Annotated in this window: 20 protein-coding genes and 2 pseudogenes; 16 read left to right on the forward strand and 6 right to left on the reverse strand. The window is 44.1% G+C overall.

Annotated features, from left to right (window positions below; all coding sequences use genetic code 11):
• The 14 genes and pseudogenes from Xvie_RS22485 to Xvie_RS04275 form a co-directional block, all read left to right on the forward strand.
• Positions 1-263 (forward strand): annotated as a pseudogene (locus Xvie_RS22485) (hypothetical protein); the annotation flags it as partial.
• 83 nt (positions 264-346) lie between these two features.
• Positions 347-565 (forward strand): hypothetical protein, encoded by a 219-nt coding sequence (locus Xvie_RS04215; RefSeq protein WP_086108297.1) that lies wholly within the window; start codon positions 347-349, stop codon positions 563-565.
• A 2-nt stretch (positions 566-567) separates the two neighbouring features.
• Positions 568-2982, forward strand: coding sequence for a primase-like DNA-binding domain-containing protein (locus tag Xvie_RS04220; RefSeq protein ID WP_086108115.1), 2415 nt, complete (start codon positions 568-570; stop codon positions 2980-2982).
• Positions 2983-3468: 486 nt separating this feature from the next.
• Entirely contained in the window at positions 3469-4212 is a 744-nt protein-coding gene (locus Xvie_RS04225; RefSeq protein ID WP_244175452.1) for an Hcp family type VI secretion system effector, read from the forward strand.
• 4 nt (positions 4213-4216) lie between these two features.
• Positions 4217-5425: a hypothetical protein gene (locus tag Xvie_RS04230; RefSeq protein WP_086108116.1), complete on the forward strand. Its 1209-nt coding sequence runs from the start codon at positions 4217-4219 to the stop codon at positions 5423-5425.
• Between the two features lie 2 nt (positions 5426-5427).
• Complete coding sequence (locus Xvie_RS04235; RefSeq protein ID WP_086108117.1) at positions 5428-5811, forward strand: hypothetical protein; 384 nt, start codon at positions 5428-5430, stop codon at positions 5809-5811.
• Positions 5812-5975: 164 nt separating this feature from the next.
• Positions 5976-7130: a phage major capsid protein gene (locus Xvie_RS04240; protein ID WP_086108118.1), complete on the forward strand. Its 1155-nt coding sequence runs from the start codon at positions 5976-5978 to the stop codon at positions 7128-7130.
• Between the two features lie 43 nt (positions 7131-7173).
• The gene (locus Xvie_RS04245) at positions 7174-7722 is read left to right on the forward strand and encodes an HK97 family phage prohead protease (protein WP_086108119.1); all 549 of its coding nucleotides are present in this window, start codon (positions 7174-7176) and stop codon (positions 7720-7722) included.
• Positions 7723-7724: 2 nt separating this feature from the next.
• On the forward strand, positions 7725-8942 hold the full coding sequence (locus tag Xvie_RS04250) for a phage portal protein (protein ID WP_086108120.1): 1218 nt from the start codon (positions 7725-7727) through the stop codon (positions 8940-8942).
• Complete coding sequence (locus Xvie_RS04255) at positions 8939-9274, forward strand: phage head closure protein (RefSeq protein ID WP_086108121.1); 336 nt, start codon at positions 8939-8941, stop codon at positions 9272-9274. Before Xvie_RS04250 ends, Xvie_RS04255 begins: the two co-directional genes overlap by 4 nt.
• On the forward strand, positions 9271-9573 hold the full coding sequence (locus Xvie_RS04260) for a head-tail connector protein (protein WP_086108122.1): 303 nt from the start codon (positions 9271-9273) through the stop codon (positions 9571-9573). Before Xvie_RS04255 ends, Xvie_RS04260 begins: the two co-directional genes overlap by 4 nt.
• A complete protein-coding gene (locus tag Xvie_RS04265) occupies positions 9573-10004 on the forward strand; it encodes an HNH endonuclease (RefSeq protein ID WP_086108123.1) in 432 nt (143 codons plus the stop codon). The genes Xvie_RS04260 and Xvie_RS04265 overlap by 1 nt, the downstream gene beginning before the upstream one ends.
• A gap of 116 nt (positions 10005-10120) precedes the next feature.
• A complete protein-coding gene (locus Xvie_RS04270; protein WP_086108298.1) occupies positions 10121-10474 on the forward strand; it encodes a phage terminase small subunit P27 family in 354 nt (117 codons plus the stop codon).
• A pseudogene (locus Xvie_RS04275) lies at positions 10471-12134 on the forward strand (terminase large subunit). The gene Xvie_RS04270 and the pseudogene Xvie_RS04275 overlap by 4 nt, the downstream one beginning before the upstream one ends.
• A gap of 346 nt (positions 12135-12480) precedes the next feature.
• Here the strand turns inward: Xvie_RS04275 and Xvie_RS04280 are convergent.
• Positions 12481-13785, reverse strand: a complete 1305-nt coding sequence (locus Xvie_RS04280) for an SIR2 family protein (protein ID WP_244175464.1) — start codon at positions 13783-13785, stop codon at positions 12481-12483.
• A gap of 451 nt (positions 13786-14236) precedes the next feature.
• Here Xvie_RS04280 and Xvie_RS04285 point away from each other — a divergent pair, with 451 nt between their 5' ends.
• The gene (locus tag Xvie_RS04285) at positions 14237-14494 is read left to right on the forward strand and encodes a helix-turn-helix domain-containing protein (RefSeq protein ID WP_086108125.1); all 258 of its coding nucleotides are present in this window, start codon (positions 14237-14239) and stop codon (positions 14492-14494) included.
• A gap of 314 nt (positions 14495-14808) precedes the next feature.
• Here Xvie_RS04285 and fis read toward each other — a convergent pair whose 3' ends face one another.
• The 5 genes from fis to Xvie_RS04310 all read right to left on the reverse strand — a co-directional run bounded on the left by fis (position 14809) and on the right by Xvie_RS04310 (position 18973).
• Positions 14809-15105, reverse strand: a complete 297-nt coding sequence (fis, locus tag Xvie_RS04290; protein ID WP_010847912.1) for a DNA-binding transcriptional regulator Fis — start codon at positions 15103-15105, stop codon at positions 14809-14811.
• 30 nt (positions 15106-15135) lie between these two features.
• Positions 15136-16098, reverse strand: coding sequence for a tRNA dihydrouridine synthase DusB (dusB, locus tag Xvie_RS04295; protein WP_086108126.1), 963 nt, complete (start codon positions 16096-16098; stop codon positions 15136-15138).
• A gap of 283 nt (positions 16099-16381) precedes the next feature.
• The gene (prmA, locus tag Xvie_RS04300; RefSeq protein ID WP_086108127.1) at positions 16382-17263 is read right to left on the reverse strand and encodes a 50S ribosomal protein L11 methyltransferase; all 882 of its coding nucleotides are present in this window, start codon (positions 17261-17263) and stop codon (positions 16382-16384) included.
• Between the two features lie 32 nt (positions 17264-17295).
• Positions 17296-18741, reverse strand: a complete 1446-nt coding sequence (gene panF / locus Xvie_RS04305) for a sodium/pantothenate symporter (protein WP_086108128.1) — start codon at positions 18739-18741, stop codon at positions 17296-17298.
• Positions 18731-18973 (reverse strand): YhdT family protein, encoded by a 243-nt coding sequence (locus Xvie_RS04310; RefSeq protein WP_086108129.1) that lies wholly within the window; start codon positions 18971-18973, stop codon positions 18731-18733. Before Xvie_RS04310 ends, panF begins: the two co-directional genes overlap by 11 nt.
• Positions 18974-19676: 703 nt before the next feature.
• Between Xvie_RS04310 and Xvie_RS04315 the strand changes: the two genes are divergently transcribed.
• The gene (locus Xvie_RS04315; protein WP_086108130.1) at positions 19677-24095 is read left to right on the forward strand and encodes an inverse autotransporter beta domain-containing protein; all 4419 of its coding nucleotides are present in this window, start codon (positions 19677-19679) and stop codon (positions 24093-24095) included.
• The last annotated feature ends 86 nt before the right edge of the window (positions 24096-24181 follow it).

The raw sequence follows: 24181 nt of genomic DNA on the forward strand, positions 1-24181 counted from the left end.
AGGCACGTTTGCTTGATGGGAGCGGTATGAGTCGAGAGGCTCACGTACCGTTCTGCGAGAGGCTGCGGGGGCAGTTCCCGCGGTCTACTCAACCAGTGAATGACCAATTGAAAAATATTTCTCAGATAGAACATTCAAGACATCGGAGTGTAGTCGGTTTTTTACTGGAGGTTGTATCAGGGCTAATTGCTTATACATTCCAACCCAAAAAGCCGAGCTTAGGTTTACGTGACTATGAAATTGCAATGCTTAAACAAAGCTGAGGTTAAATAATCTGATTGCATTGGCGCACGGCATTCATCAGGAGGTTCACCGCGCCCTGTTGAAATATGCTCCGCAGCCACCGATGAATAAATTATTAAATTGCATTGTATACAGGAAATCCGATCCATTAGGTCAGGCTTCATTTCGGGCGGGTTTATGTACCTCTTTATATGAGGTCATTCTTGAACAGGCCAGCCAACACTGTTCGGAAGAATTACATGATTTGCTTTCTCTGGCCTGTGATATCAATCAGGAAGTCTACTATTCGCTTTATGCAGCAGTTAATGGCGAGGATGAGTGATCATGAGTCAAGGAAAGAATAACCAGAACAGCCGCCCATTAGATGTGATTCGAACAGTGAAAACATCAGCCATCAATCACTGGCAAAGCCTGTTGCCTGCTTGTGGTGTTGATGTTCCGGCAAAAGGCAAACACGGCGCTTGCCCGATTTGCGGCGGTACTGACCGCTTTCACTTTATCGATGATAACCATCATGGCGACTGGCATTGTCGCCAGTGCGATAAGCCGAATCATGGTGATGGGCTGGATTTAGTGGCAAGAACCAAAGGGATCACGGTCTTTGCTGCCGCTAAGTTGGTAGCCGATGCGCTGGCACTTCCCTTGCCTGAACCCAAACCCGCTAAAGAGCAGCCCCGAACAGTAAAACCGATTACAGAACGCATCGCTGCGCTGGTTGCAACTTCTGTCATGGGTGAATCTCAGTATCTGACTAAAAAGGGGCTGCAATGCCCCAATCAGCGGTTACTGAAAGATGGCTCTTTATTGCTGGTGATTCAGACTCTGGACGGCAAAATCACGGGCGCGCAGACCATCAAGCCGAACGGTGAAAAACGCCTTGTATCAGGAACTCAGAAGAAAGGTGGTTTTATTCCCGTCTCAGAGATTACCGGAACGCCGGACACTTTCATCATTACCGAGGGTTACGCTACGGCGTTAACGGTCAGACAGTTACATAAAGGCGTAGTACTGGCAGCCATTGATGAAAGTAATTTACCCACTATTGCCGAGCTGGTCAGAACCCAATGGCCTAACGCAAAAATTATCCTTGCTGCTGATAACGATTGGCACAAACCGGAAGAGCGGGACAAAAACGGCAGGTTAAAAAAGAATGTCGGCAAGATAGCGGCAGAAAAAGCCTCTATAGCGATTAACGGCTGGGTAACGTTACCGCCTACGGAATTAAAATCTGATTGGGACGATTATCGCCAGCATCACGGCATTGAGGCAGCAAAGCAGGCATTCAGCAACGGGTTATATCAGGTAGGCGAGAAAAAACAAATGGAAACAGAAGCGGTTGTGCTCCAAGAAGCGAAGCCCAAAAAGGCCAATAACAATCTAGCACAAATGGCAGCCAGTCAGCGCGGCGCGTTGTTGGTGGAACGCTACGGCAAGGTTGCAGTAAACCCTGATAGTGAAATGGTATACCACTATAACAGTACGATATGGGAACCCGTATCGGATAACGTATTGCGCCGGGCAATGGTGGCCATCTTTGACCAGCACGAAACCCCTTACAGCCCGAACGGGATCAATAACGCTATCTATGCCATGAAATTACAAGTGCCAGTTATCGGCGAACAACGGCAGGATTTAATCGGGTTCCGTAATGGTGTGTATGATTTATCGGCTCAACAGTTTACCCCGCACCAGCCGGAACACTGGTTAATGAACTATAACGGCATTGAATTCACCCCGCCTGCTGCCGGTGAAAATTTACCAGACCATGCCCCAGATTTTTATCGCTGGTTATCCCATGCGGCGGGAAGCAATGAAAACAAGATGAATCGTATTAAAGCCGCCCTGTTTATGATTTTGGCAAACCGTTATGACTGGCAGCTATTTATTGAAGTCACAGGCGAAGGGGGCAGCGGCAAAAGTATCTTTACGTATATCGCCACTTTATTAGCGGGAGAACACAATACGGCCAGTGGCAACATGCGAGCACTGGATGAAGCGAGAGGCCGTTATCAGTTTGTCGGGAAAAGCCTGATTACGCTGCCCGATCAGGTTAAATATGTCGGTGAAGGCGCGGGCATTAAGGCGATTACTGGCGGTGATTTAATCGAAGTTGACGGGAAATATGAGAAGCAATTTTCTACGGTCATTAAGGCCGTGGTATTAGCCACCAATAACGAACCAATGAGCTTTACAGAACGTAATGGCGGTATTGCACGGCGGCGGGTGATATTCCCGTTTAACATTCCGGTCAAAGAGTCAGAGAAAGATCCACACTTGCCGGAGAAAATCAGTCGGGAACTGCCCGTTATTATTCGCCATTTATTAAACGAATTTGCCGACCAGAACAAAGCTAAAAAGCTGCTACAGGCACAACGCGATTCTAACGAAGCATTAACGGTGAAAAGCAATTCCGATCCATTGTATCGCTTTTGCGGTTATCTGGTCTCTGTCCATGATGCAACTGGGATGAAGATGGGCACTAAGAATATCAGCCCACGGGCACCGAGAATGTATTTATATCATGCTTATCTTTCTTTTATGGAAGCGCACGGTTTTGAACGCCCGCTAACACTGACCAAGTTCGGCGAATCGCTCCCCAAAATTATGCTGGAGTACAAAAAGGAGTATCGGAAAGTGAGAACCAAAAAAGGTTACTCTTATAATGTTGAGTTGTCGGGAGAAGCCGAAGAATGGTTACCGTCATTGCCTGAGTGCCGGGATTTTAAATCCCCACTGTAAACTTTTTAGGTTTAAGTCTGCATTCCATACATCATTTTAAATATCTATCTGTATTTAAAAGAAAATAATAGATGTATAGTTATTTCTTAGCTATACATCAAATATACATTCTCTTCATGAGGATAAAAAAAGGGTGAACAGGGGATACAGTCAGTGAATATCATATTAATTACTGCAAACCCAGATGTGGCAAGGCTTTGAGAAGAATGTGCAGAGGGTGCATAACTGAGAGGGTGAAAAAGATTTATAGGGGCTATCTCTGGCAGGTAAATAAAAGTCGGATGATAGGAGACAGTAAAATAAGGTATCAGCCTGATTTGGTATTACCAGAAATTTAAACGATGTAATATTCTGATTTTATTTAAGAACAGAGATTAATCACAAATTTACTGCTGAATTTTTCTTCATGCTAGAATAGATAAATATTCCTGCTGTATCCTGTGTCATTCATTCGATTTTATCGAAAGTCAGATCACAGGAGACAAGATGTCACACGTTATCTACTTATCACTAAAAGGCAAGAAGCAGGGATTAATTTCAGCGGGCTGTTCAACGCCAGAATCCATCGGAAACCGCTATCAGATAGGCCGGGAAGACGAAATACAGGTACTGAGTGTCAGCCATTCAGTGAGCCGCGACCAGAACGCGCATCATCACCCAGTCAGCTTTACCAAACCCATTGATAAATCCTCACCTTTGTTAGCAATGGCAATCGATGGAAACGAATTGCTGGAAGCGCGCTTTATGCACTACCGGACAAGCCCGATGGGACAACTGGAACTCTTTTACGAAATTAAACTGACAGGCGCGACAATCGTTGATCTTGCCTATAATTATCCCCATTCCATTAATGATAACGGCGCAATCCCCCATGAAGTGGTGATGCTCGATTACAAATCTATCGCGTGTAACCACATTGCAGCGGGGACTTCGGGCTACAGCATTACACAATTAGCCGGGCGTGAAGAAGGCAAGCCGTTGTTGTCTGGATTCTCGAATGTGAAGACACTTAAGAAGCCGCTGGTTGAAGAAACTCCGGTAAAACCCGCTAAACATCATGCCCGCTATCGTTGTGTGGATGATGACGGCAATCTTTTAACCGAATGCAAGTATCGGGTTTGCCTGCCGGATGGACAGATAAAAGAAGGAAAGACGGATAAACAAGGTTATACCCAATGGCATCTCACGGATGACAAAAAGAACCTGAGTTTTCATATTTTAAAGGATTAATACCATGCCGACCTATACCGTTTACACCAAAATAGAATCGAATGTACCTGCCGAAAACTTGCTGTATGATTTAATTATTTATCGCAAAGACGCAAAAGGAAATCATCATATATTGCTTGATGTTTTTCAGGCACAATTACAGAGCAATTATGAAACTCAACAGCATGTCACTGAAGAAACAGACGATGAACTTTCCGTGACGTATATTATGCAAATCATGCTTTACCGCAAACATGGTTCAAATACAATTCAGGCATTGCAAGCCCCTTTTAAAAAAATGTATACACTGGGGGAATTCGTAGAAGGTAAAGCCTGCTCGGATAAAAAACGAGAAAATGCCTGTTATTTTGAAAGTACGATTGAAACAAAACCTGTTAGCGATGGGGATAATACCGTTGAATTAAAACTTACTGTTCCTGAAAGGGTATTTATTGCGGAAGAATATCCAATTGGTCATCCTGATGATCCATTTGAGAAGAATAAAGTCGAATCACAAATTCAGGATAGGTTATCGAAAAGAACTTACCCGGATCAAAATGGAGCAAGTTTATGTGGTCCTGCGGCATTTTTTTATTGCTTACAAATGGACAGACCAGATATTTATGAACAAGCTGCTCGTGAGTTATGGGAACATGGCAGAACTAAAATTGGTCAATTAGAGATTAAGCCGGGTGATGGTTGTCGCCATCCGAAAGGAGCTTTTTATAATCAGTATGGTGAAAGAATCTCAGGATTAGATTGGTTGACATTAGCCAGTTTAAGAGATTCAGAAAATACGATTATGAACTACGATGAAATTTCAGATCAAGTGGCTGGTATTACCATGTGGGAAAAATTAACAGAGTGGTTTGAAAAAGCTGGATATGAAAAGGTTTTTGACAACATAAGTGTATTCTCACATAGTAATGTGAACGATATAATAAATTTAAATCAATATATAAAAAAAGGATATAGAGTTGTAAGTTTAATATCAGCCGGAATGCTAGATAGTATCACTGGTGATACTTCAATGAAAAATCATTGGGTTGTATGGGAAGGCGAAGTTAGTTCAAAAGGGATGCCAATAAATTTAAATGATATAAATAATGACAATATGGTTAATTTAAATATGTTTTCTTGGGGTAAGATTTATCAACAAGTTAAAGGGGGTAATAATTTGAATTATTTTCTTAAACATACATTTGGAGGGTTGGTTTTCAAGCCAATAAAATAAGCATGAGTAGATTTATTTTAATTATATCTTTTTTGTTTATTTCTGCTTGTTCAAAACAAGCTGTTCATATCTATCCTGATGGAAATTATCTAACAGATGCTAAGATTGGTACACCATATAATGAATTAATAAGAATACCTGGTGTTATAGATAAGAGTTTTGGTGCAGAAATAACACCTGAAAACTCGGGTTTAACATGGAGTCCTAGTGATTATACTGTCCCTGTAAAACCAGTAACAGCAAAGGATTACAGCCGTATAAAAATACAAGGCACTCCTACACATGCTGGAGAAATACGAATAAAGGTAGCAGGGGCAATTTACGGGACAATGCTAAATGGAGCAGATGATTTTGAAAAAATATACATTATAAAAGTGAGTAAATAGGTATTAATGAAAAATGGCGAGTGAAATCGCCATTTAAAATTATTTTTTTTGTAAATATTTTGTCTTCATGTTTTCTCTTGTTTAGACTCTGAATTCCAGAGGATTCTTTATTATTTTTCATCGTGTTAAATAGTATTTAAATAAACAAATAACGCAAAATCACCATGAAAAAACTACTCGAATTACGCCAGCAAAAAGCCGATTTAACTCATCAAATGCGTTCGTTGCTTACTAAAGCCGAAGACGAAAAACGTTCACTGAATCTCGAAGAAGCCAAACAGTTCGACGAGCTGCGCAGTCAGTCTGATTCTTTGAATACCGAAATTGCCCGTTATGAGGCTTTATCTGATGAAGAACGCAATCAGGCCAAGAAGCAGCTAACCAGTGAAAAACTCAATAATGATGAACTACGCCACTATATTCTGACTGGCGAAGCCCGTTCCTTGTCTACAAGCATCCCCTCAGATGGCGGCCATACCGTTATCCCTGAGCTGAACAAACAGATCATGCAGCAACTGGCTGATGAATCAGTCATGCGCCGAATCTGTACCATCAAGACCACCCGCACCAACGAGTATAAACAGCTTGCTTCGGTCGGTGGCGCAGCCGTAGTCCACGGGGAAGAAGGTAAGGCACGCGGTGAGACTGCCACGCCAAAAATGGAAGAAGTCAGCATCAAGCTATTTCCTATCTATGCTTATCCCAAAACCACACAAGAAATCATCGATTTTAGTGATGTCGATATTCTGGGCTGGCTGACCTCAGAAATCGCTGACACCTTCGTGGATACCGAAGAAACGGATCTCGTGAGCGGTGACGGTAGCAAAAAAGCGAAAGGCTTCCTGTCTTATTCCCGTGACACCCAAGCCGATAAAGCCCGCGCATTCGGTACGTTACAAAAGCTGGAAGCTGCCAAACTGGAAGCAGATATCCTGATTGACCTGAAATTCCTGCTTAAGAACAAATACCGTAAAAATGCGGTGTGGGTAATGAACTCCACGACGGCCGCCCAAGTGCAGAAGCTGAAAAACGGTAACGGGGATTATATCTGGCGCGAACGTCTGCAAGCGGGTGATCCTGATATGTTGCTGGGCTTGCCTGTTTATTACCTTGAATTTATACCGGATAACACCATTGCTCTGGGGGACTTCAAGCGCGGTTACTTCATCGTTGACCATCAAACAGGCATCCGTACTCGTCCTGACAATATCACCGAACCGGGATTTTATAAGGTTCACACTGATAAGTATTTAGGCGGTGGGCTGGTGGACTCCAACGCGATCAAAGTGCTGGAAATCAAAGGCACGAAAGCGGGTTAACGATAAGGGGCGCGATGCCTCTTAAAGTCATGGAGTCTATCGAATGAAGAATGATTTTGAAATCCGTACTGCCTCGCTATCTGCCAGTGATAAGAAACTGACAGGCTATGTTATTAAGTGGAACAGCCGATCACAAGTTCTGTGGGATGAGTTTGTCGAACAGTTCGCCCCGAATGCGTTCAGTGCCAACTTAACAGCGGGTGCAGATATCAGAGCACTGTATGAACATGATCACATGAACCTGTTAGGCCGCACTACGTCCGGTACATTGCAACTTAGCGAAGATACCACCGGATTACGTTTCGAACTCACCCCGCCTGATACGCAGCTAGGACGCGATGTGCTGACACTGGTTGAGCGGGGTGATATTGCCGGAATGAGTTTTGGATTCAGAGCAATAAAAGATCAATGGGATACAAGTCAAACACCGTATATCAGAACTGTTTTAGAAGTTGAACTGCGGGAAATTACTATCACCAGTTTACCCGCTTATCCTGAAAGTGGTGTTGAGATTGCCAAACGCTCCCTGAATCTGGTTAAGCCTTGTTATGTGGATTTGCGCCATTACTGGCTGCAACTGTCCGAGGTGTGATTATGTGGCCTTTTAAGCGTAAAGCCGCTGAGACTCGTAGTATCAGTATTGATGAGTTTCTTTCTCTGGCAGGCATTCCCAATACGAAATCCGGTGAGCATGTTTCACCCTCAACCGCTGAAAGTCTGCCTGCTGTGATGAATGCTGTTACCGTCATTAGTGAAGCAGTAGCAACAATGCCCTGTTATCTCTATCGAGTGAAAAATAGTCACGGCACAGAGTCCCGTGAGTGGTTAAGTGATCATCCAGTTGATTACCTGCTCAATGAATGCCCGAACGACTGCCAGACACCGTTTCAGTTTAAGCGAACGCTGATGCGTCATTGCCTGTTAAATGGCAATGCGTATGCAGTCATAGTCTGGGGAAAAGACGGACAGCCACGATCATTACATCCTTACCCGCCGTCAGCCGTGGTAGCGCAACGATTATCCGATCATCGATTTGCTTACACCATCACCGAACCCTATAGCGGCAAGGTCAAAACCTATCTGCAAGAAGAAGTGTTGCATTTGCGCTATGCCACGGAAGACGGCTTTCTTGGTCGCTCACCAGTCACGATTTGCCGTGAAACGCTGGGTTTGGGGCTGGCACAGCAGCGCCACGGGGCAAGCATTATGAAAGAGGGCATGATGGCAGCGGGTGTGATTAAAGCCGCTGACTGGCTGGATGGCATCAAGGGCAATAAGGCGCTGGAAGCCCTCGAACGCTACAAGGGTGCACGTAATGCCGGAAAAACACCGATCCTTGAAGGTGGAATGGAGTACCAGCAATTAGGCATGAGCAATCAGGATGCGGAGTGGCTGGCCTCCCGCCGTTTCACCATTGAAGATATCGCCCGGATGTTCAACGTTAGTCCGATCTTTCTGCAAGAATATTCGAACAGCACCTACAGTAACTTTAGCGAAGCGTCACGCGCTTTTCTGACTATTACCATGCGTCCGTGGCTGGCCAATTTTGAGCAGCAAATCAAATCCGCCTTGCTGATGAATTCACCCAAACGGGGCATTCGTTATCAGGTGGAGTTTGATACCGCCGACCTGCTTCGCGCCAATCCGAAAGAACGTTTCCAGAGTTATGAAACAGCGATTAAATCCGGCGTGATGTGTCCGAATGAAGCCCGCGAACGCGAGGGATTATCACCCCGTGCCGGTGGCGATGAATTCAGTCAGGCATGGAAACAAACCGTGGAAATCAAACAACAGTCGGAGGCCAAAAAATGAGAGCAGGCAGATTACGGCATCGGGTGACTATTCGAAAAAATGAAGCCAGTCGGGGTAAATTTGGTGAAGTACTCAACAACTGGGTAGATTTAGCCACTGTCTGGGCAGAAGTCAAAGCGATTAGCGGGCGGGAACTGGTGGCATCCGGCGCAGTGTTCTCAGAAGCCATCGTGCGTATCTGGCTGCGTTATCGTGCTGATGTGACTACAGCTAACAGCATTACCTATCACGGAGCGAACACGACGGGCACAGCTTTTAGCATTATGGCAGTCATTCCCGATGCGAAATACACCCGCCTAGAGCTACTTTGCAAGGGAGGGATATTCCGATGAGCCGGATTGGAATTCCCCTGAATGAAATTAAACAGCATTGCCGACTGGAAGAAGATCACACCCTTGATGATGCCCTATTAACGGGTTATGCCGCCGCAGCGCTGGAAGTCTGCCAGCAACATATTGGTAAGCGGTTCGGTGATGGTCTGGATTTTACCCCGGCGATTAAAGTCGGTTGCCTGCTCTATATCGGCTTGCTGTATGAAAATCGGGAAATGGCAACGGATGTTGAACTGAAAGAAGTGCCTTTCACCATCAAATCATTGTGGTCTGTCTATCGTGATGTGGGGATCTACTGATGCCGTGGCAACCGTTAAGACGTTGTAGCTATCCGAGTTGTAAGCAACGGGTGAAGTCCGGTCGATGTGAGGCACATCGGCGGGAACAGAACAGGCAGCGCGGTACACGTACCGAACGTGGCTACAGTAACCGATGGAGCAGATACAGATTGATGTATCTCAAAACGCATCCCTTATGTGTGCATTGCCTCAAGCAGAACAGTTACACACCCGCCACCATTGTAGATCACATTATCCCAATCAATAGTGATAGTGATAGTGATGTGCTGTTTTGGCCTATATCCAATCATCAAGCACTATGCCATGCCTGCCACAACCGTAAGACGGTACAGACAGACCCACTCACCAAAGCCAAGCGCAAACAAGGTGCTTATCGGGAGCAGGAGGCAGAAGTGGCACGATTGTTAAAATTCGGAATAATAACAAACTGAAATAACGGGTGGGGGTATCAAAAATGACAAATCCCCCTCTGAGCAGAACCGCCCCTCCTTCAATTTTTACGCACGGCAATTTTTTTGAAAATAAATCACAAGGAACAGAGAACATTATGGCAAGAGCACCCAAACCGCCTGCTTATTTAAACGAGATTGCCGCCAGTCAATGGAAAGCCAAAGGTAAAATCTTAAACGAGAGGGAAGACCTGAACGCCGCCGACTGGAACAACTTAGAGCTGTATTGCGTCAACTATGCCATTTACCGAAAAGCCGTGGCAGACCTTGATATCCGAGGCTTTAGCATTGTGAACAGCCAAGGCAGTGAAAGCCGTAATCCGTCATTGAGTGCCAAAGCTGATGCCGAAAAAATCATGATAAAAATGTCGGCGTTACTGGGCTTTGATCCGGTATCACGGCGGAAAAATCCGGTAGAAACGGAAGAAGAGGACGAGCTAGACCGACTATGAACGCATGGGAGCAGTACGCTTTTGATATCGAAAATGGCACAATTCCGGCCTGTAAGCGGGTAAAACAGGCGGTGAAACGCTATTTTAACGACCTGAATAACCCACTTTATGTGTTTGATTCGGAAGTGGTGGAGCGGTTTATTGTATTTTCCCGTCACTGTCCGCACGTCAAAGGCCATTTGCGCGGTAAACCGATTATGCTGGAGTCGTGGCAACAGTTCGCCTTTGCGAATCTGTTCGGCTTCAAAGTGAAGGCAACCGGACGACGGAAATACCGCAGTGCTTACATTCAAGTACCACGCAAAAATGCCAAATCTACCGTTGCTGCAATACTGGCTAACTGGTTTCTAGTGATGGAATCAGGCCAGCAGGATATCTACACCGCCGCCGTGAGTCGCGATCAGGCACGTATTGTATTCGATGATGCCCGCCAGATGTGCTTGTTATCAAAACCGCTGAAAAAACGGGTATCTATTCAGCAACACAAAATAACCTACCCGAAGAGTAACAGTCTGCTAAAACCACTGGCAGCCAAAGCTGCTACCATCGAAGGTACTAACCCCAGTCTGGCGATTGTCGATGAGTACCATTTACACCCGGATAATGCAGTCTACTCTGCCCTTGAATTAGGTATGGGCGCACGTCCCGAAGGCATTCTGTTTGCCATCACGACAGCAGGTAGTAACGTTATTTCAGCCTGTAAACAGCACTATGATTATTGCTGTCAGATTCTGGATGGCGAAGAGTATAACGCATCGTTGTTTGCCCTGATTTACGAGCTGGACGACGAGCACGAGATTGATAATGAAGCTCTTTGGATTAAAGCCAATCCCAATCTGAATATCTCCGTGGATAGCGCAGCTTTGCATGACACTATCCAGAAATCACGGGGCATTCCGTCACAATGGACGGAAATGCTCACCAAACGCTTTAATATCTGGTGTCAGGGTGAAACACTGTGGATGGGGGAAGGCGCATGGAAAGCCTGCCAACTCGACTATGACGAAAACGACCTGAAAGGACTGGAGTGTTACGCCGGATTAGATTTATCCTCAACAGGCGATATCACCAGTATTTGTTACACGTTCCCCGTGGACAACGAGCTGTTGTTACTGACCCGTCATTATCTGCCCGAAGCCCAGCTACAGAACCCCGCCAACAAGAATCGGGCTGTTTATCGTCAATGGGTACAGGCAGGCTGGATACGCACCACCGTAGGCGATTGCATTGATTATGATCGTATCCGTGATGATATTCTCAAAGACAGCCAGCACTTTGATATCAAGCTGGTGGGTTTTGACACATGGAGCGCCACACACTTACGCACCCAGTTACAAGGCGCGGGGCTGGATGTGTTGAACCCTTCCCGCAAACCTATATGCGCTTTAGCCCGGTGTCCAAATCTGCCGAGGTGTTCGTTAATCGCAAGGTCATTCGTCACAACGACGATCCGGTGCTGGCATGGGCGATGTCCAATGTAGTGATGGAAACCGATGCGAATGCCAATATCAAGCCGAACAAGAAGAAATCAGCGAACAAAATCGACCCTGCAATTGCGTTCCTGATGAGATTTGGCACATGGCAAGTAGAACATGAAGATTTTGCGTTTACGCTCAGTGAGGAGCAGCAACAGAGGCTGGTTAACTTTGATGGAATATAGGTAACTAATTGATTTTTTTAATTATTGTGATTGAAATCGAATTCTCAGAAGGTTAGATATTACACTTTTTTAGATTGGTCGCTATTTTATCTGGCGATGTTCTTTAGCAAAGTGCGACTCAACCTGACAGTCAGCTATGAACGAAAGCGGACGTTATCGCCGATTAAAAAATGAGTGGCACAATGTCAAAACCTCAGCATTGCTGAGGTAATTACTACACACAATTAACCCGAATAGTAGTATCTTAATTTTTAAATTTTCAAGTCAGTCATATAACGTTTGATAATTTTTCTAAATCACGATGCAGTACCCATTACCTGAATGTGGACATTAATGAAATATAACATTACGAATCAATGTCGTTTACAATGGTTAATGCATCGGGCCATGTGGTATTTGCTTCGATGTGTTTCTTAATTAGTATACGATTTGAGGCAATTATTGATGACCAGCGATTTTTCCAAGATCTATATGCATGCCAAGAATAGCCAATGTAATACTCTTTTTTCATAGTATTCATCGAACTCAGAACCGCATCAAGATACTTTTTTTCTATTGATGTTCTACTAACCTCAAAAATAGCTCCGAGATAAACAAGCCATCTAGCTAGATGCTCATATTGTTCCCAGGCATTATGCTCATACGTTAACATCGTCTTTGACTCAATAACATTACCGATCATTTTCACTACTCTACGGTCATTCCAGCTCAAACCTTCGGCGGAAATTGAAGAAATGATTTGATAGAAGGAATCCTCTAATTTTAAATATTCTTTATTGAACGAATGTTGTTCATATACTACTTTTCTAATTGATTCCAAAGATCTTTCAGCAATCTTTTCTGCTTCCGGAATTTTTTCATTAAGGATCTTGAAAAATCCCTCAATATTAAGAGAGTCTAAAACTCTTATTCCATAACAATAAAAATAGTAGTCTTTTATGCTTTGGTCGATTGAGGATCTCGAAACCAGAAATATATTAGACCCTACCACATGGCTTTTTGAGAATCCTTTGTAGTCACTAATAATTGCTTTTAGATTTGTGTCTCCAAGAGAATATCCTAGGATTACTATAGTATTTTCATGTAGAATGGTACTTAATTTACGAGAAAAATATGAATCGCTATTTATAAACCGAAAATAATCTTCTGATGTAATAACCATATTCATTGGTGAATCCACAGAACCATGCACATGGTAAATTTTCACATTCGCAGAAGATTTTGGAATAGGCAATCCAGGTGTAATTGATTGAAAGCTATTACTAGTCGTTAATTTTTCAGCAAGTTTATCGTAGTTTGTTGTTACAATCCGAAAAGAACGTTTAGAAAAAAATTTCTCGACTTCCTCATTATCATCACCAAGCTTAATTTCAGAAATAATTTTTGCAGTTTCTTCATGAATACTTTTATCTTGAGCCGCAAGCTTTATAGAAATTATTTGTGCTGCTTCCTCTAGGCTCAGAAGTTGCGGTTTATCTTTCGGGAAAAGTGACACTTTTAATTTTTCTGCATCATTAGGTAAAAAGTCACACAGTTTTTCAAGAAGACCTTGCCAAGTAGGTGCATCACCATCAGAAATCGCTTTTGAAAAACCGGTTCCAGTAAATAAGCAAAGCCTATTTGTGGCTGCTGCATATGCAATTTCAAACATTTCACTCACCTCACTCTCCTTTTAAATTATTTCTGTGAATACCAAAATACTGCTGACACACCGTCATTTCAATATTTAACCGTCTGCTCTTGGCGCTAAGCCTGACTGTTACATTTGCTTGAATTCAGAGTAGTAAGGATGTCAGTTAGCATGGGCTATTTAATAGCATATAACGCAAAAAGTTAAGCGTTTATACTGATTCGCTTATTGAGTCCGATAAACCAATCAGTTAAAGTAGCCCCGCCATTAGCAAAATCTAGTGGTCAAGGATTCTCACCCTTGTAAAGAACTATCCACTGGTAGGAAGTTTCTGCCAGTGTGTCTGCGATCGCCCTTTCAATGGCGGTTCAGACGGGGGAGGCTTCGGCCTCGCTGGAAGATAGTTCCCAGTTGTGAGAACCCTGTCTTGAATCGCCACCATCAATATTAATTAATGGAAGGGGTAGCAGGAATGTTCAAAACAAAAAACGACTGGCATCAGGCTGATATTATTGCTGCATTACGTAAGCGTGGCACTACCTTAGCGGCTGTTTCTCGTGAATCTGGTCTCAGCTCATCTACACTGGCAAATACTCTCAGTAGACCGTGGCCGAAAGGCGAATGGATTATTGCTAACTATCTCGAAATACATCCCTCTGAAATCTGGCCCAGCCGCTATTTTGATTCGTATGGTGAATTGATTGAGCGCAAGGTTCGGGATAAATCATAAAAATAATTAGTTCCATTTGAAAATCATCGGGAAGATAGCCGTAACGGGGTATCTTCTCACTGGTAGAAACATCTGTAACTTTCATCTCAATGCTTCCAGACGAAATACGTCGTAACTTTTCACAAGGTTGGAACGTTTGGTGTACTGACCTCTATAACACATCTAATTCTTATTTTTCTTTGGTACTCATGTTGTTCTGTGAGTTTTTGTGCTGAGGATTTTTCGGTGGGGTAATCGGTGGGGTAATTCTAAGTAAAAAGGCACTTTCTACATAGTAAAAAGTGCCGATTTAACAACATGTTACTAGACTAGGATCAGTTCATGCCGTATTTTTTCAGTTTCTTACGCAGAGTACCACGGTTGATTCCCATCATCAGTGCTGCGCGGGTCTGGTTGCCACGGGTGTATTGCATCACCATGTCCAACAGTGGCTGTTCTACTTCAGCCAATACCAGCTCATACAGGTCATTAACGTCTTGACCGTTCAGTTGAGCAAAATAGTTCTTCAGTGCTTGTTTAACCGAATCACGCAGAGGTTTTTGAGTTACCTGATCTTGTGAATTTACAGTAGCAACGGTTAGTACATCAGAATTTACGCGTTGTTCGAACATAGTTCTGTTAGCTCTTTATTTATAGTTTACTCAAAAATTTTCGAAGTATGCCTCCAACGCCTCCAGCTGTTCGCTGGCATCCTCAATGGCGTTGAATGTGCGCCGAAACTGGTCAGCAGGGGCATGTTCCTTGAGATACCAAGACACATGCTTGCGTGCAATACGAACTCCTTTGCCTTGACCGTAAAAGTCATGCAGCTCTCGTACATGTTCGCTTATTAAGTGCTGCACGTCGCCAAGAGGCATCGGTGGCAACACTTTCCCTGTTTCCAGATAATGCTGGATTTCCCGAAAGATCCAAGGTCTTCCCTGAGCAGCGCGGCCTATCATCAGGGCATCAGCCCCAGTGTATTCAAGCACTGCTCTGGCTTTTAGCGGGTCAGTAATGTCGCCATTAGCAATAATTGGAATGGCAACAGTCTGCTTAACTGTCCGAATATTGTCGTACTCGGCTTCACCGTTAAACAGGCAGGCTCGTGTCCTGCCATGTATCGTAAGAGCCTGAATACCACAACGCTCAGCCAATTGGGCAATTTCTACACAGTTACGTTCTTCCGGTGACCACCCTGTGCGGATCTTCAAAGTGACAGGTACATCAACCGCATTGACTACCGCAGAAAGGATTTTCTCAACCAATTCTGGATAACGCAGTAATGCAGAGCCTGCCAGCTTACGATTCACCTTTTTAGCTGGGCACCCCATATTGATATCGATGATTTGAGCGCCATTAGCGACGTTAATTTTCGCTGCTGCTGCCATTTCATCGGGATCACTACCGGCAATTTGTACAGAACGTACTCCGGGTTCGTCGCTATGAACCATACGCAGCCGGGATTTATCTGTCTTCCAAACCTGTGGATTGGAAGAAAGCATTTCTGAGACTGCCATTCCAGCTCCCATGTGGTAGCAAAGAGATCGAAACGGGCGATCTGTTATGCCTGCCATAGGGGCCGCAATCAGACAGTTTTTCAACTGGTATTGTCCGATACGCATAAACGAAGAAAGAGTGGCAAACTGTGACTAAGGGCGCGTATATTACGCATTTTTCACAAGATATGAAAGGCCAAACTTTGAGCGAATAGGCATTTATAACGGATTTTTGCAGTTTATTTTTTTAAACTTGGTTAATTATTCTTAAATAACATATGGTTACATTCTATTGATGGAATTTGTTAATATTTACATTTCTGATCATAAAGAGAATGGATTAAAACCAATTGACCCCCTAGGGAATCATTTTAGTGGATAATCTCGCTTTTCAATAGGTATTAAATGATTATTTTTTAATCCCTGTGATGCGGCACCATTCTTCTTGTTCAGCTATAGGATCGATAATGAATTCACTGTCATAGGCTTGAGCAACTCCTTCAGCCTGACTTGCCAGAACACCGGACAAGCCTAATAATCCACCAGATCTAGGTAATGAGCCAATAACAGGTGCCAATTCGCGTAGTGGGCCAGCCAAGATATTGGCAATCACGATATCGCATTCAAGGTCTTTAGGTTGATCTTTAGATAGATAAAGAGTTAATTGGTCAGATACACCGTTGCGTTCAGCGTTATCTCGACTGGCTTGAATTGCTTGTGGGTCGATATCAATGCCGATAGCATGTTTCGCTCCCAGTTTTAGGGCTGCGATAGCCAATATGCCTGAGCCGCAACCGAAGTCGATCACAGTTTTACCTGTTATATCAATACCATCTAACCATTGCAGGCAAAGGGATGTGGTTGGGTGAGTACCGGTGCCAAAGGCAAGACCGGGATCAAGCATAACATTAACGGCTTCTGGCTCTGGCACTTCGCGCCAGCTAGGGCAAATCCACAGACGTTTGCCAAAGCGCATTGGGTGGAAGTTGTCCATCCACTCACGCTCCCAATCCTTATCTTCCAGCTGCTCAATTTTGTGGATAAAACCCTTACCCAGTTGTGGAACTTGTTCCAGTTGGCTGACAACCGCTTTCATATCCATTTCAGCATCGTACAGGCCGATAACATCGGTATCGCCCCATAAACGGGTTTCTCCCGGCAGAGGCTCAAAAATGGGGGTATCGTGGCTATCCTGAAAGGTAACAGATACTGCTCCACTTTCCATAAGCTCATCGCCCAAGGCCTCAGCTTGTTGTCCTGTGGTGTTTAATCTTAATTGTATCCAAGGCATAAAAAATTCTCTTTTTGTGAATAACGCTGTAATTATTGAGGTGCAGCGGTTTGTTGTGTGTGTTTATTACCCATCATATTTCCTATCCCAAATGCCAGTAAACTCAACAATAGGGATGGTACGATAGGATGGAAACCAAGAAGCTGGATATTGAAGGTTGCCAGCAAAGTATAACTTGCAGCACCTGTCAGCATTGAGCTGATTGCTCCGCAGGCATTGGCTTTTTCCCAGTATAACCCCAAAACCAGAGGCCAGAGGAAAACGGCTTGAAGCCCACCAAATGCCAGCAGATTCAGCCAGATAATCATCTCAGGTGGGCGCCATGCAGCCAGCAGTAATAATGCGCCTAAAAACAGGGTGGAATAGCTGGAGATGCGCGATAGCTTTTTCTCTTGCTTGATTTGTTGTGGGAACAAATTTAAATAGAGGTCTTTGACGATAGTAGCCGAAGATTGCAGCAGTTGGGCATTAATGGTGGACATAATCGCAGCCATTGGTGCTGCCAGAAAAATCCCGGCGGCAATGGGAGGCAGTACGGTGATCATCAAGGTTGGGATCACTTGATCAGGGATAGTCAGATCAGGAATGATGGCCCGGCCAAGAGCACCAGCAAGATGCATACCGAACATCAGGATTGCCATTACGATTGTGCCAAGAATAATACCGTGATGAACCGCCTTGCTGTCTTTATAAGAGATACAGCGCACAGCGGTGTGTGGCAATCCAATGACACCAAAACAGACCAATATCCAGAAAGACGCCATAAATGGCCCGGTGAGGATATTATCAGCACCGTGAGGCGAAACCAGATTCGGGTCAATGGCGCGCAGTGTCGTAACTGCTGCTGATAACCCACCGGCTTTGTAGATAATTCCTGCCAGCAATAACACTGTACCTAGCAGCATCACCAGACCCTGTAAAGCATCATTGAGGACACTGGCCCTGAATCCGCCAAATGCAGTGTAAAGGGCAATCGAGATTCCAAAAATCAGCAATCCGGTATCATAAGGAATACCTGCTGCTGTCTCCAGCAAACGCGCCCCGCCAATGAACTGTACTGTCATTGCGCCGATAAAGGCGACCAACAGGCTTATACTGGCAAACCAGACCAAAAATCGGCTCTGGTAGCGCGCGTAAAGCATATCATTGAGTGTGACCGCGTTGTAACGACGGGCAAGGATGGCAAATTTTTTACCCAGTACGCTAAGGGAAAGCCATATTGCGGGGAGCTGGATCAGTGATAGCAACACCCAACCGATACCGTATTTATACGCTGCACCAGGGCCGCCAATAAATGAACTGGCACTGATATAGGTTGCTGTAATGGTCATTGCCAGTACAAAACCACCCATTGAGCGGTTGCCGAGAAAATATTCATTCAAGAATTCGCCTGTTTGCCGACGACGATAGGCATAGATTGACAGTAGAAAAACCAATGCCAGATATCCTACGAGAGGCAGAATCACTTCACTTTGCATTATCATCCTCCAGCGGAATGTCCTTGAATATACACTTCACCATCAACCAGCAGAGGATGATAAATAAGGCGGGTAGCAGCAGGCAAGCCAGTTCAAACCAGCGTGGCAATCCAGTTAATCCGCTGTCATCACTGGGTAAATAGGCACACAGCAGCCAACCAACAAGATAAGCCAACGTCAGGAATACTGCCCAGCCTGCTTCTTTGTGGGATTGAACAAATCGTCCGTCCATCCGTTCTCCGGGTAACTTACATGAAACAATATGCGGGGAATTGTACGGTAATGTATTGATTTGTTCAGGGGAAAATGTGCTGTGTAAATTAGAATAAAATCAAAATACTGGCTAAATTTTCAAAAAAATAATATCTGATAGAAGACTGAATGTATTTTGTCTTTTTGTTAATAATGGGTAATTAAATTTAATTGCAGTTGGTTTTTGGTGTTTTTATAATTTTTTTCATTCTCCATTTTTTCTGTATATTTAAACAAGATCAAGATTACATTTAGATACTAAATGTTAATTGTGAATCCCTGTATTAATATGGATTGTGAAAATTATCCTTTGTTTGTATTTTTTCATATCACATTGATTATTAATGGTTAATTTTATTTTTATTTATATTATTGAAATGGGTTTTATTATTTTTTAATCCGTGGCTTGATTTTTATTGTATTTTTAATTAAATGTTATTGTGTGAATGAAAGCGTTTTTTATATTTATTTGACTTTTTGTCATCTAATTAAATAGCTTTTATTTTTTAGAGTGCTTAATGAATTTTTTCCTTGCGTAGTAAATGACTTGGCCTCATAGATGGAAAATTATCTGATTCATTTACCTTCATTTGAACTCTATTCTATATAGAAGGTAGGCATGAATGTTATCAACCAAATATATCGCTTGAGGTCAATAGTGTTAATCATACAGGTTGGTAAACATGCTAAAAGAACAAAGTAGACAGTGGACAGATAAACAACGCCATTGGATTAAATTGGTGACTTGGGCGAATATTTTTGCCCAGATTGCTTTTCCGATAGCGGGTGCTTTTACTCCTTTATTGGTAATTGCTCAAACATTCACTGTTGCACAGGAAGCGCCCTCCCTTGACCAACCTTTTATACAACAAGAAAAGAAGAATCTAACTGACGACCCAAAGTCTCTTTCTGGTCAACTGCTGGCAGAAAATCTGAGACAATCCTCTGCCATTGAATCCTCTGAAAAAAATACCGAACGCTGGCTGGCAAGTACAGCTTCTCGTGCGGTGGGGATGCTGAAAAATGGCAATATTATAGACAATGTCAAAAGCCAGTTACATGGCATGGCGGTCAGTGAAGCCAATAAGACTTTGCAAAACTGGTTACAACGGTACGGTACGGTCAAATTGCAGGCTAATGTGGATAAACATGGACGCTTAGAAGGTAGCCAGTTTGATATGCTGTTGCCGTTCTATGACCACGAAAAACAGATAGCCTTTACCCAGTTTGGCTTGCGTCGTATTGACAGTCGGACCACTGCCAATTTTGGTTTGGGGCAGCGGCATTTCTACGATACCGGCATGTTTGGCTATAACGCTTTCCTTGACCACGACATTACCCGTGACCATACCCGTTTTGGTATTGGAGCCGAGTACGCCCGTGATTTTATGAAATTCGGGATGAATGGTTATTTTCGTGCCAGTGGCTGGAAAGATGGCAAGAAACTGAACGATTACGAAGAACGCCCGGCCAATGGCTTTGATCTGCGGGCGGAAGGTTATATTCCCGATTATCCGCAGTTGGGTGGCAAGCTGATCTATGAACAATACTTTGGTAATGAAGTCGGCTTGTTGAGTGAGGAACGCCGTCAGAAAAATCCATCAGTTTTTACTATGGGTGCTAATTATACTCCGATCCCATTGGTGACGTTGGGTATTGATCGCAAGCAGAGTGCGCAGGGACACGGCGAAACTCAGTTTAATTTCGGCCTGAACTATGAACTGGGGATGCCGTGGTCAAAACAAATTGACCCTGATGAAGTGGCCTTTAAACGCAGCCTACAAGGTGGACGTTATGATTTGGTCGAGCGTAATAATCAAATCGTACTGGAATATCGCAAAAAAGAGCTGATACGCCTGATGATGGAAAATCGAATCAGCGGATATGGTGGTGAGGTTATTCCGTTGAATGCCAGAGTCAGTAGCAAATATAGTCTGAAGGAAATTGTCTGGGACACGGCAAATTTGGAAGCTGGCGGTGGTACGTTGAAGAAACGGGATACGCCGACAGAAAACATAATTTCCTATTCGGTTCGTGAGGGAACCCATTATTTGCTGGTGTTGCCACCATACCATGCAAAAGGTCACAACGTTTATACCCTGTCCGGTATCGCCTATGATAATAAAGGCAATGCTTCTGAACGGGCTGAAACACAGATACAGGTGATTGCTTTGGCGATCGACCTGAAAGGCTCCGGTTTTGAACCTGCCAAACAGTCGATGCTGGCAGATGGAAAAACCCAAACCGTGCTCCGGTTGAAATTGATTGGTAAGGATGGTAAGCCAATCCGTGGAGCGGTGAGTCATATTACATTTACGTCTGACCTTAGCGGACTAAAAGACGCAGGCCAAGATCCAGAGTTGTCTAAAGAAATCAATGAAGTTTCAGGAGAGGATGGTGTTTATGAAGTGCTTGCTACGGCTGGTACTAAATACGGCAATTGGAAAATCAAAGTAGCAGTGGATGGTCAGGAGTTGCCTTCTGCTATGGTTGATTTTTATCCATCATTGTCGGAAATAATGGATACGGATAAATCCCTGTTTAAGGTATCGAAGGAAGGTAAGGTTGAACCGAATGAGTCAGGTTTCTTTCAATTGGATTTGCGTGATAAGGATGGTCATATTATTGCGGGAGTAAGCGATTACCTTACTTTGGAGCTAGATGGGAGCGAGCTATATGGTAATGGTCAGAAGCCGACTTTAGGGAAAGTGAAAGAGATGCCATTCGGTAGCGGTCGTTATGAATGGCATTTTAAAGGGGAAGAGACCGAAGGCAGATTATCTGTTACATCGAAAATAAATGGGCAGAAGATAAAAACTATCAATGTCATCTTTGGCAATCTATTAACCGATATCATTAGTGAAACTCACTCCACATTCAATGCCAGTCCTAATACGCTGGAAGCCGATAACCAGCAGCAGGCGACACTGACGCTGGTGCTGAAGGACAGCCAGAACCAGCCAATTGCCAATGTGCAGCCGCGCCTCCGGTTTGATGGCAACACCCTGTCCGGCAGCGGGGATGATCCGAAGATAGGGACGATTCAGGAAACACCGACAGGCAGTGGCATTTATACCACCACCGTGACCGCGGGCACGAAGACCGGCGACTGGACGGTGACGCCACAGGTTGGCGATCAGGCGTTGAGTCAAATCGCTACCAGAATAATGTTTAATCCGCCTTTGGCTGATGTGGTGAGTGAAACTCACTCCGCATTCAATGCCAGCCCTAAGACGCTGGAAGCCGATAACCAGCAGCAGGCGACACTGACGCTGGTGCTGAAGGACAGCCAGAATCAGCCAATCGCCAATGTGCAGCCGCGCCTCCGGTTTGATGGCAACGCCCTGTCCGGCAGCGGGGATGAGCCGAAGATAGGGATGATTCAGGAAACACCGACAGGCAGTGGCATTTATACCGCCACCGTGACCGCGGGCACGAAAGTCGGTGACTGGACGGTAACGCCACAGGTTGGCGGTCAGGCGTTGAGTCAAATCGCCACCAAGATAATGTTTAATCCATCGCTGGCTGACGTGGTGAGTGAAACTCACTCCGCATTCAATGCCAGCCCTAATACGCTGGAAGCTGATAACCAGCAACAGGCGACACTGACGCTGGTGCTGAAGGACAGCCAGAACCAGCCAATCACCAATGTGCAGCCGCGCCTCCGGTTTGATGGCAGTGCCCTGTCCGGCAGCGGGGATGAGCCGAAGATAGGGATGATTCAGGAAACGCCGGCAGGCAGTGGCATTTATACCGCCACTGTGACCGCAGGCATGAAAATTGGTGACTGGATGGTGACGCTGCAAGTTGATGGCAAGCCACTCACTCAAATAGCCACTAAGGTAACGTTTAATTCACCAGTGCCAACTATCAAAGATCTGGAATTGAAAGTAGACAATCCAGATATGTTTTTGGTGGTTGGTAGAACACTGCAAGTTAATTATAAATATGAACACAATGGCGGAAATAAGGAAGATAACTCTTTTTACGCTTGGGGTGAACAAGGGCAAACAGTAGCCGCCGTGAAAGATTTAGCTAATTCAGAAGACAGCAAGGCAGATTCTAGTTCGCAGAGCAATAGTGGAGGGGTGTTAAAAGGCGTTGTAAATAATGGTAAACCGCAGGGCTACCTTATTGTGGAAGAGCATGCTGGTAAAGTACTTGAATTCTCAATACTGGCAAGAAATGGGCTGGATGCTCGTACAAAAGATATTTTAACGCTCACGACCAACGATCCTCAAGATAAGGGCAATAACACAAAGAGTAAAATTGGCGAGGGTAGGGTGGCAAATGTTGCCGATGCTGTTGAAGTTAAGCTGGCTGATAAGGGGAAGGATACAGTAAGCGTAAATGGAAAACCTGTTGTTAAGCTTCAAGCGAGAAAAAATAATCTTCCAAATTCTGGTGGTGACTCTATTAACATGATGATTAAAATTACAAAGTTTGGTAAACCCGTAGCTTGGGTGCCTTTTGAGATTAAGATGAGTGGTTTTGATCGACGAAATTGGTCATTATCCCCAGACGATTTCAAAACAATGTTGGATACTAAGGAGGGAGATTATATTGGTTATACAGACCAGACTGGTGAGCTGGTTAAGACGATTTCTGATCCGAATGGAATAGGTGCAAGAACAACGTTAAAAGTTGTTGTAGATGGTGTCACAGGGCCTATAGAGAAAAAAAGTGATGTTATCTTTACGGTGATTACTAGCCCTGATGTGTCTGTTGCGGACTATTGGGGGCATATGAAAGATGTAGTCCGTCTTAATGGGATAAATTACTATCGGCCTTTATTACATAAAGAGTGGTTAGGTGCAGCAAATTATGGTTGGAGTAATAACGAAGCTTGGTCTGCCACACTGGTAAGTCAAGCACAACAACGTTGTAAGAATAAATTGCCGACTGTAAGTGAACTACAAGAGCTAAGTAAATTGCCGCTATACAATGAGTATGGCTGGCCAGTCAATGAGCGTTTCACTGTATGGTCTGATGAACCCGTAAGTGGTGTTACAGATAGATGGTTTGGCGTTAATTTGCATAATGGAAGGAAAGATCGTCACGAAACATCGATAGATAAATACTCTTCCCTATGTAAAGAATAGAATAACGTAAAGTATTTACTTGCATGTGGAATCAAAAGTGGGTTCTGTAGGGTCTGAAATCCCATCTTAAAAAGATGGGATTTTAT

Origin of the sequence: Xenorhabdus vietnamensis (assembly GCF_002127535.1) — a bacterium.
Classification (GTDB): Bacteria; Pseudomonadota; Gammaproteobacteria; order Enterobacterales; family Enterobacteriaceae; genus Xenorhabdus; species Xenorhabdus vietnamensis.

What these genes read in the sequence shown, in the direction of transcription:
- Xvie_RS04220 (WP_086108115.1), top strand. Translation starts at nt 568, where the DNA reads ATGAGTCAAGGAAAGAATAACCAGAACAGCCGCCCATTAGATGTGATT.
- Xvie_RS04270 (WP_086108298.1), top strand. Translation starts at nt 10,121, where the DNA reads ATGGCAAGAGCACCCAAACCGCCTGCTTATTTAAACGAGATTGCCGCC.
- prmA (WP_086108127.1), bottom strand. Translation starts at nt 17,263, where the DNA reads ATGCCTTGGATACAATTAAGATTAAACACCACAGGACAACAAGCTGAG.
- Xvie_RS04225 (WP_244175452.1), top strand. Translation starts at nt 3,469, where the DNA reads ATGTCACACGTTATCTACTTATCACTAAAAGGCAAGAAGCAGGGATTA.
- fis (WP_010847912.1), bottom strand. Translation starts at nt 15,105, where the DNA reads ATGTTCGAACAACGCGTAAATTCTGATGTACTAACCGTTGCTACTGTA.
- Xvie_RS04215 (WP_086108297.1), top strand. Translation starts at nt 347, where the DNA reads ATGAATAAATTATTAAATTGCATTGTATACAGGAAATCCGATCCATTA.
- Xvie_RS04255 (WP_086108121.1), top strand. Translation starts at nt 8,939, where the DNA reads ATGAGAGCAGGCAGATTACGGCATCGGGTGACTATTCGAAAAAATGAA.
- Xvie_RS04310 (WP_086108129.1), bottom strand. Translation starts at nt 18,973, where the DNA reads ATGGACGGACGATTTGTTCAATCCCACAAAGAAGCAGGCTGGGCAGTA.
- Xvie_RS04260 (WP_086108122.1), top strand. Translation starts at nt 9,271, where the DNA reads ATGAGCCGGATTGGAATTCCCCTGAATGAAATTAAACAGCATTGCCGA.
- Xvie_RS04230 (WP_086108116.1), top strand. Translation starts at nt 4,217, where the DNA reads ATGCCGACCTATACCGTTTACACCAAAATAGAATCGAATGTACCTGCC.
- Xvie_RS04285 (WP_086108125.1), top strand. Translation starts at nt 14,237, where the DNA reads ATGTTCAAAACAAAAAACGACTGGCATCAGGCTGATATTATTGCTGCA.
- Xvie_RS04240 (WP_086108118.1), top strand. Translation starts at nt 5,976, where the DNA reads ATGAAAAAACTACTCGAATTACGCCAGCAAAAAGCCGATTTAACTCAT.
- Xvie_RS04315 (WP_086108130.1), top strand. Translation starts at nt 19,677, where the DNA reads ATGCTAAAAGAACAAAGTAGACAGTGGACAGATAAACAACGCCATTGG.
- panF (WP_086108128.1), bottom strand. Translation starts at nt 18,741, where the DNA reads ATGCAAAGTGAAGTGATTCTGCCTCTCGTAGGATATCTGGCATTGGTT.
- Xvie_RS04280 (WP_244175464.1), bottom strand. Translation starts at nt 13,785, where the DNA reads ATGTTTGAAATTGCATATGCAGCAGCCACAAATAGGCTTTGCTTATTT.
- dusB (WP_086108126.1), bottom strand. Translation starts at nt 16,098, where the DNA reads ATGCGTATCGGACAATACCAGTTGAAAAACTGTCTGATTGCGGCCCCT.
- Xvie_RS04265 (WP_086108123.1), top strand. Translation starts at nt 9,573, where the DNA reads ATGCCGTGGCAACCGTTAAGACGTTGTAGCTATCCGAGTTGTAAGCAA.
- Xvie_RS04245 (WP_086108119.1), top strand. Translation starts at nt 7,174, where the DNA reads ATGAAGAATGATTTTGAAATCCGTACTGCCTCGCTATCTGCCAGTGAT.
- Xvie_RS04235 (WP_086108117.1), top strand. Translation starts at nt 5,428, where the DNA reads ATGAGTAGATTTATTTTAATTATATCTTTTTTGTTTATTTCTGCTTGT.
- Xvie_RS04250 (WP_086108120.1), top strand. Translation starts at nt 7,725, where the DNA reads ATGTGGCCTTTTAAGCGTAAAGCCGCTGAGACTCGTAGTATCAGTATT.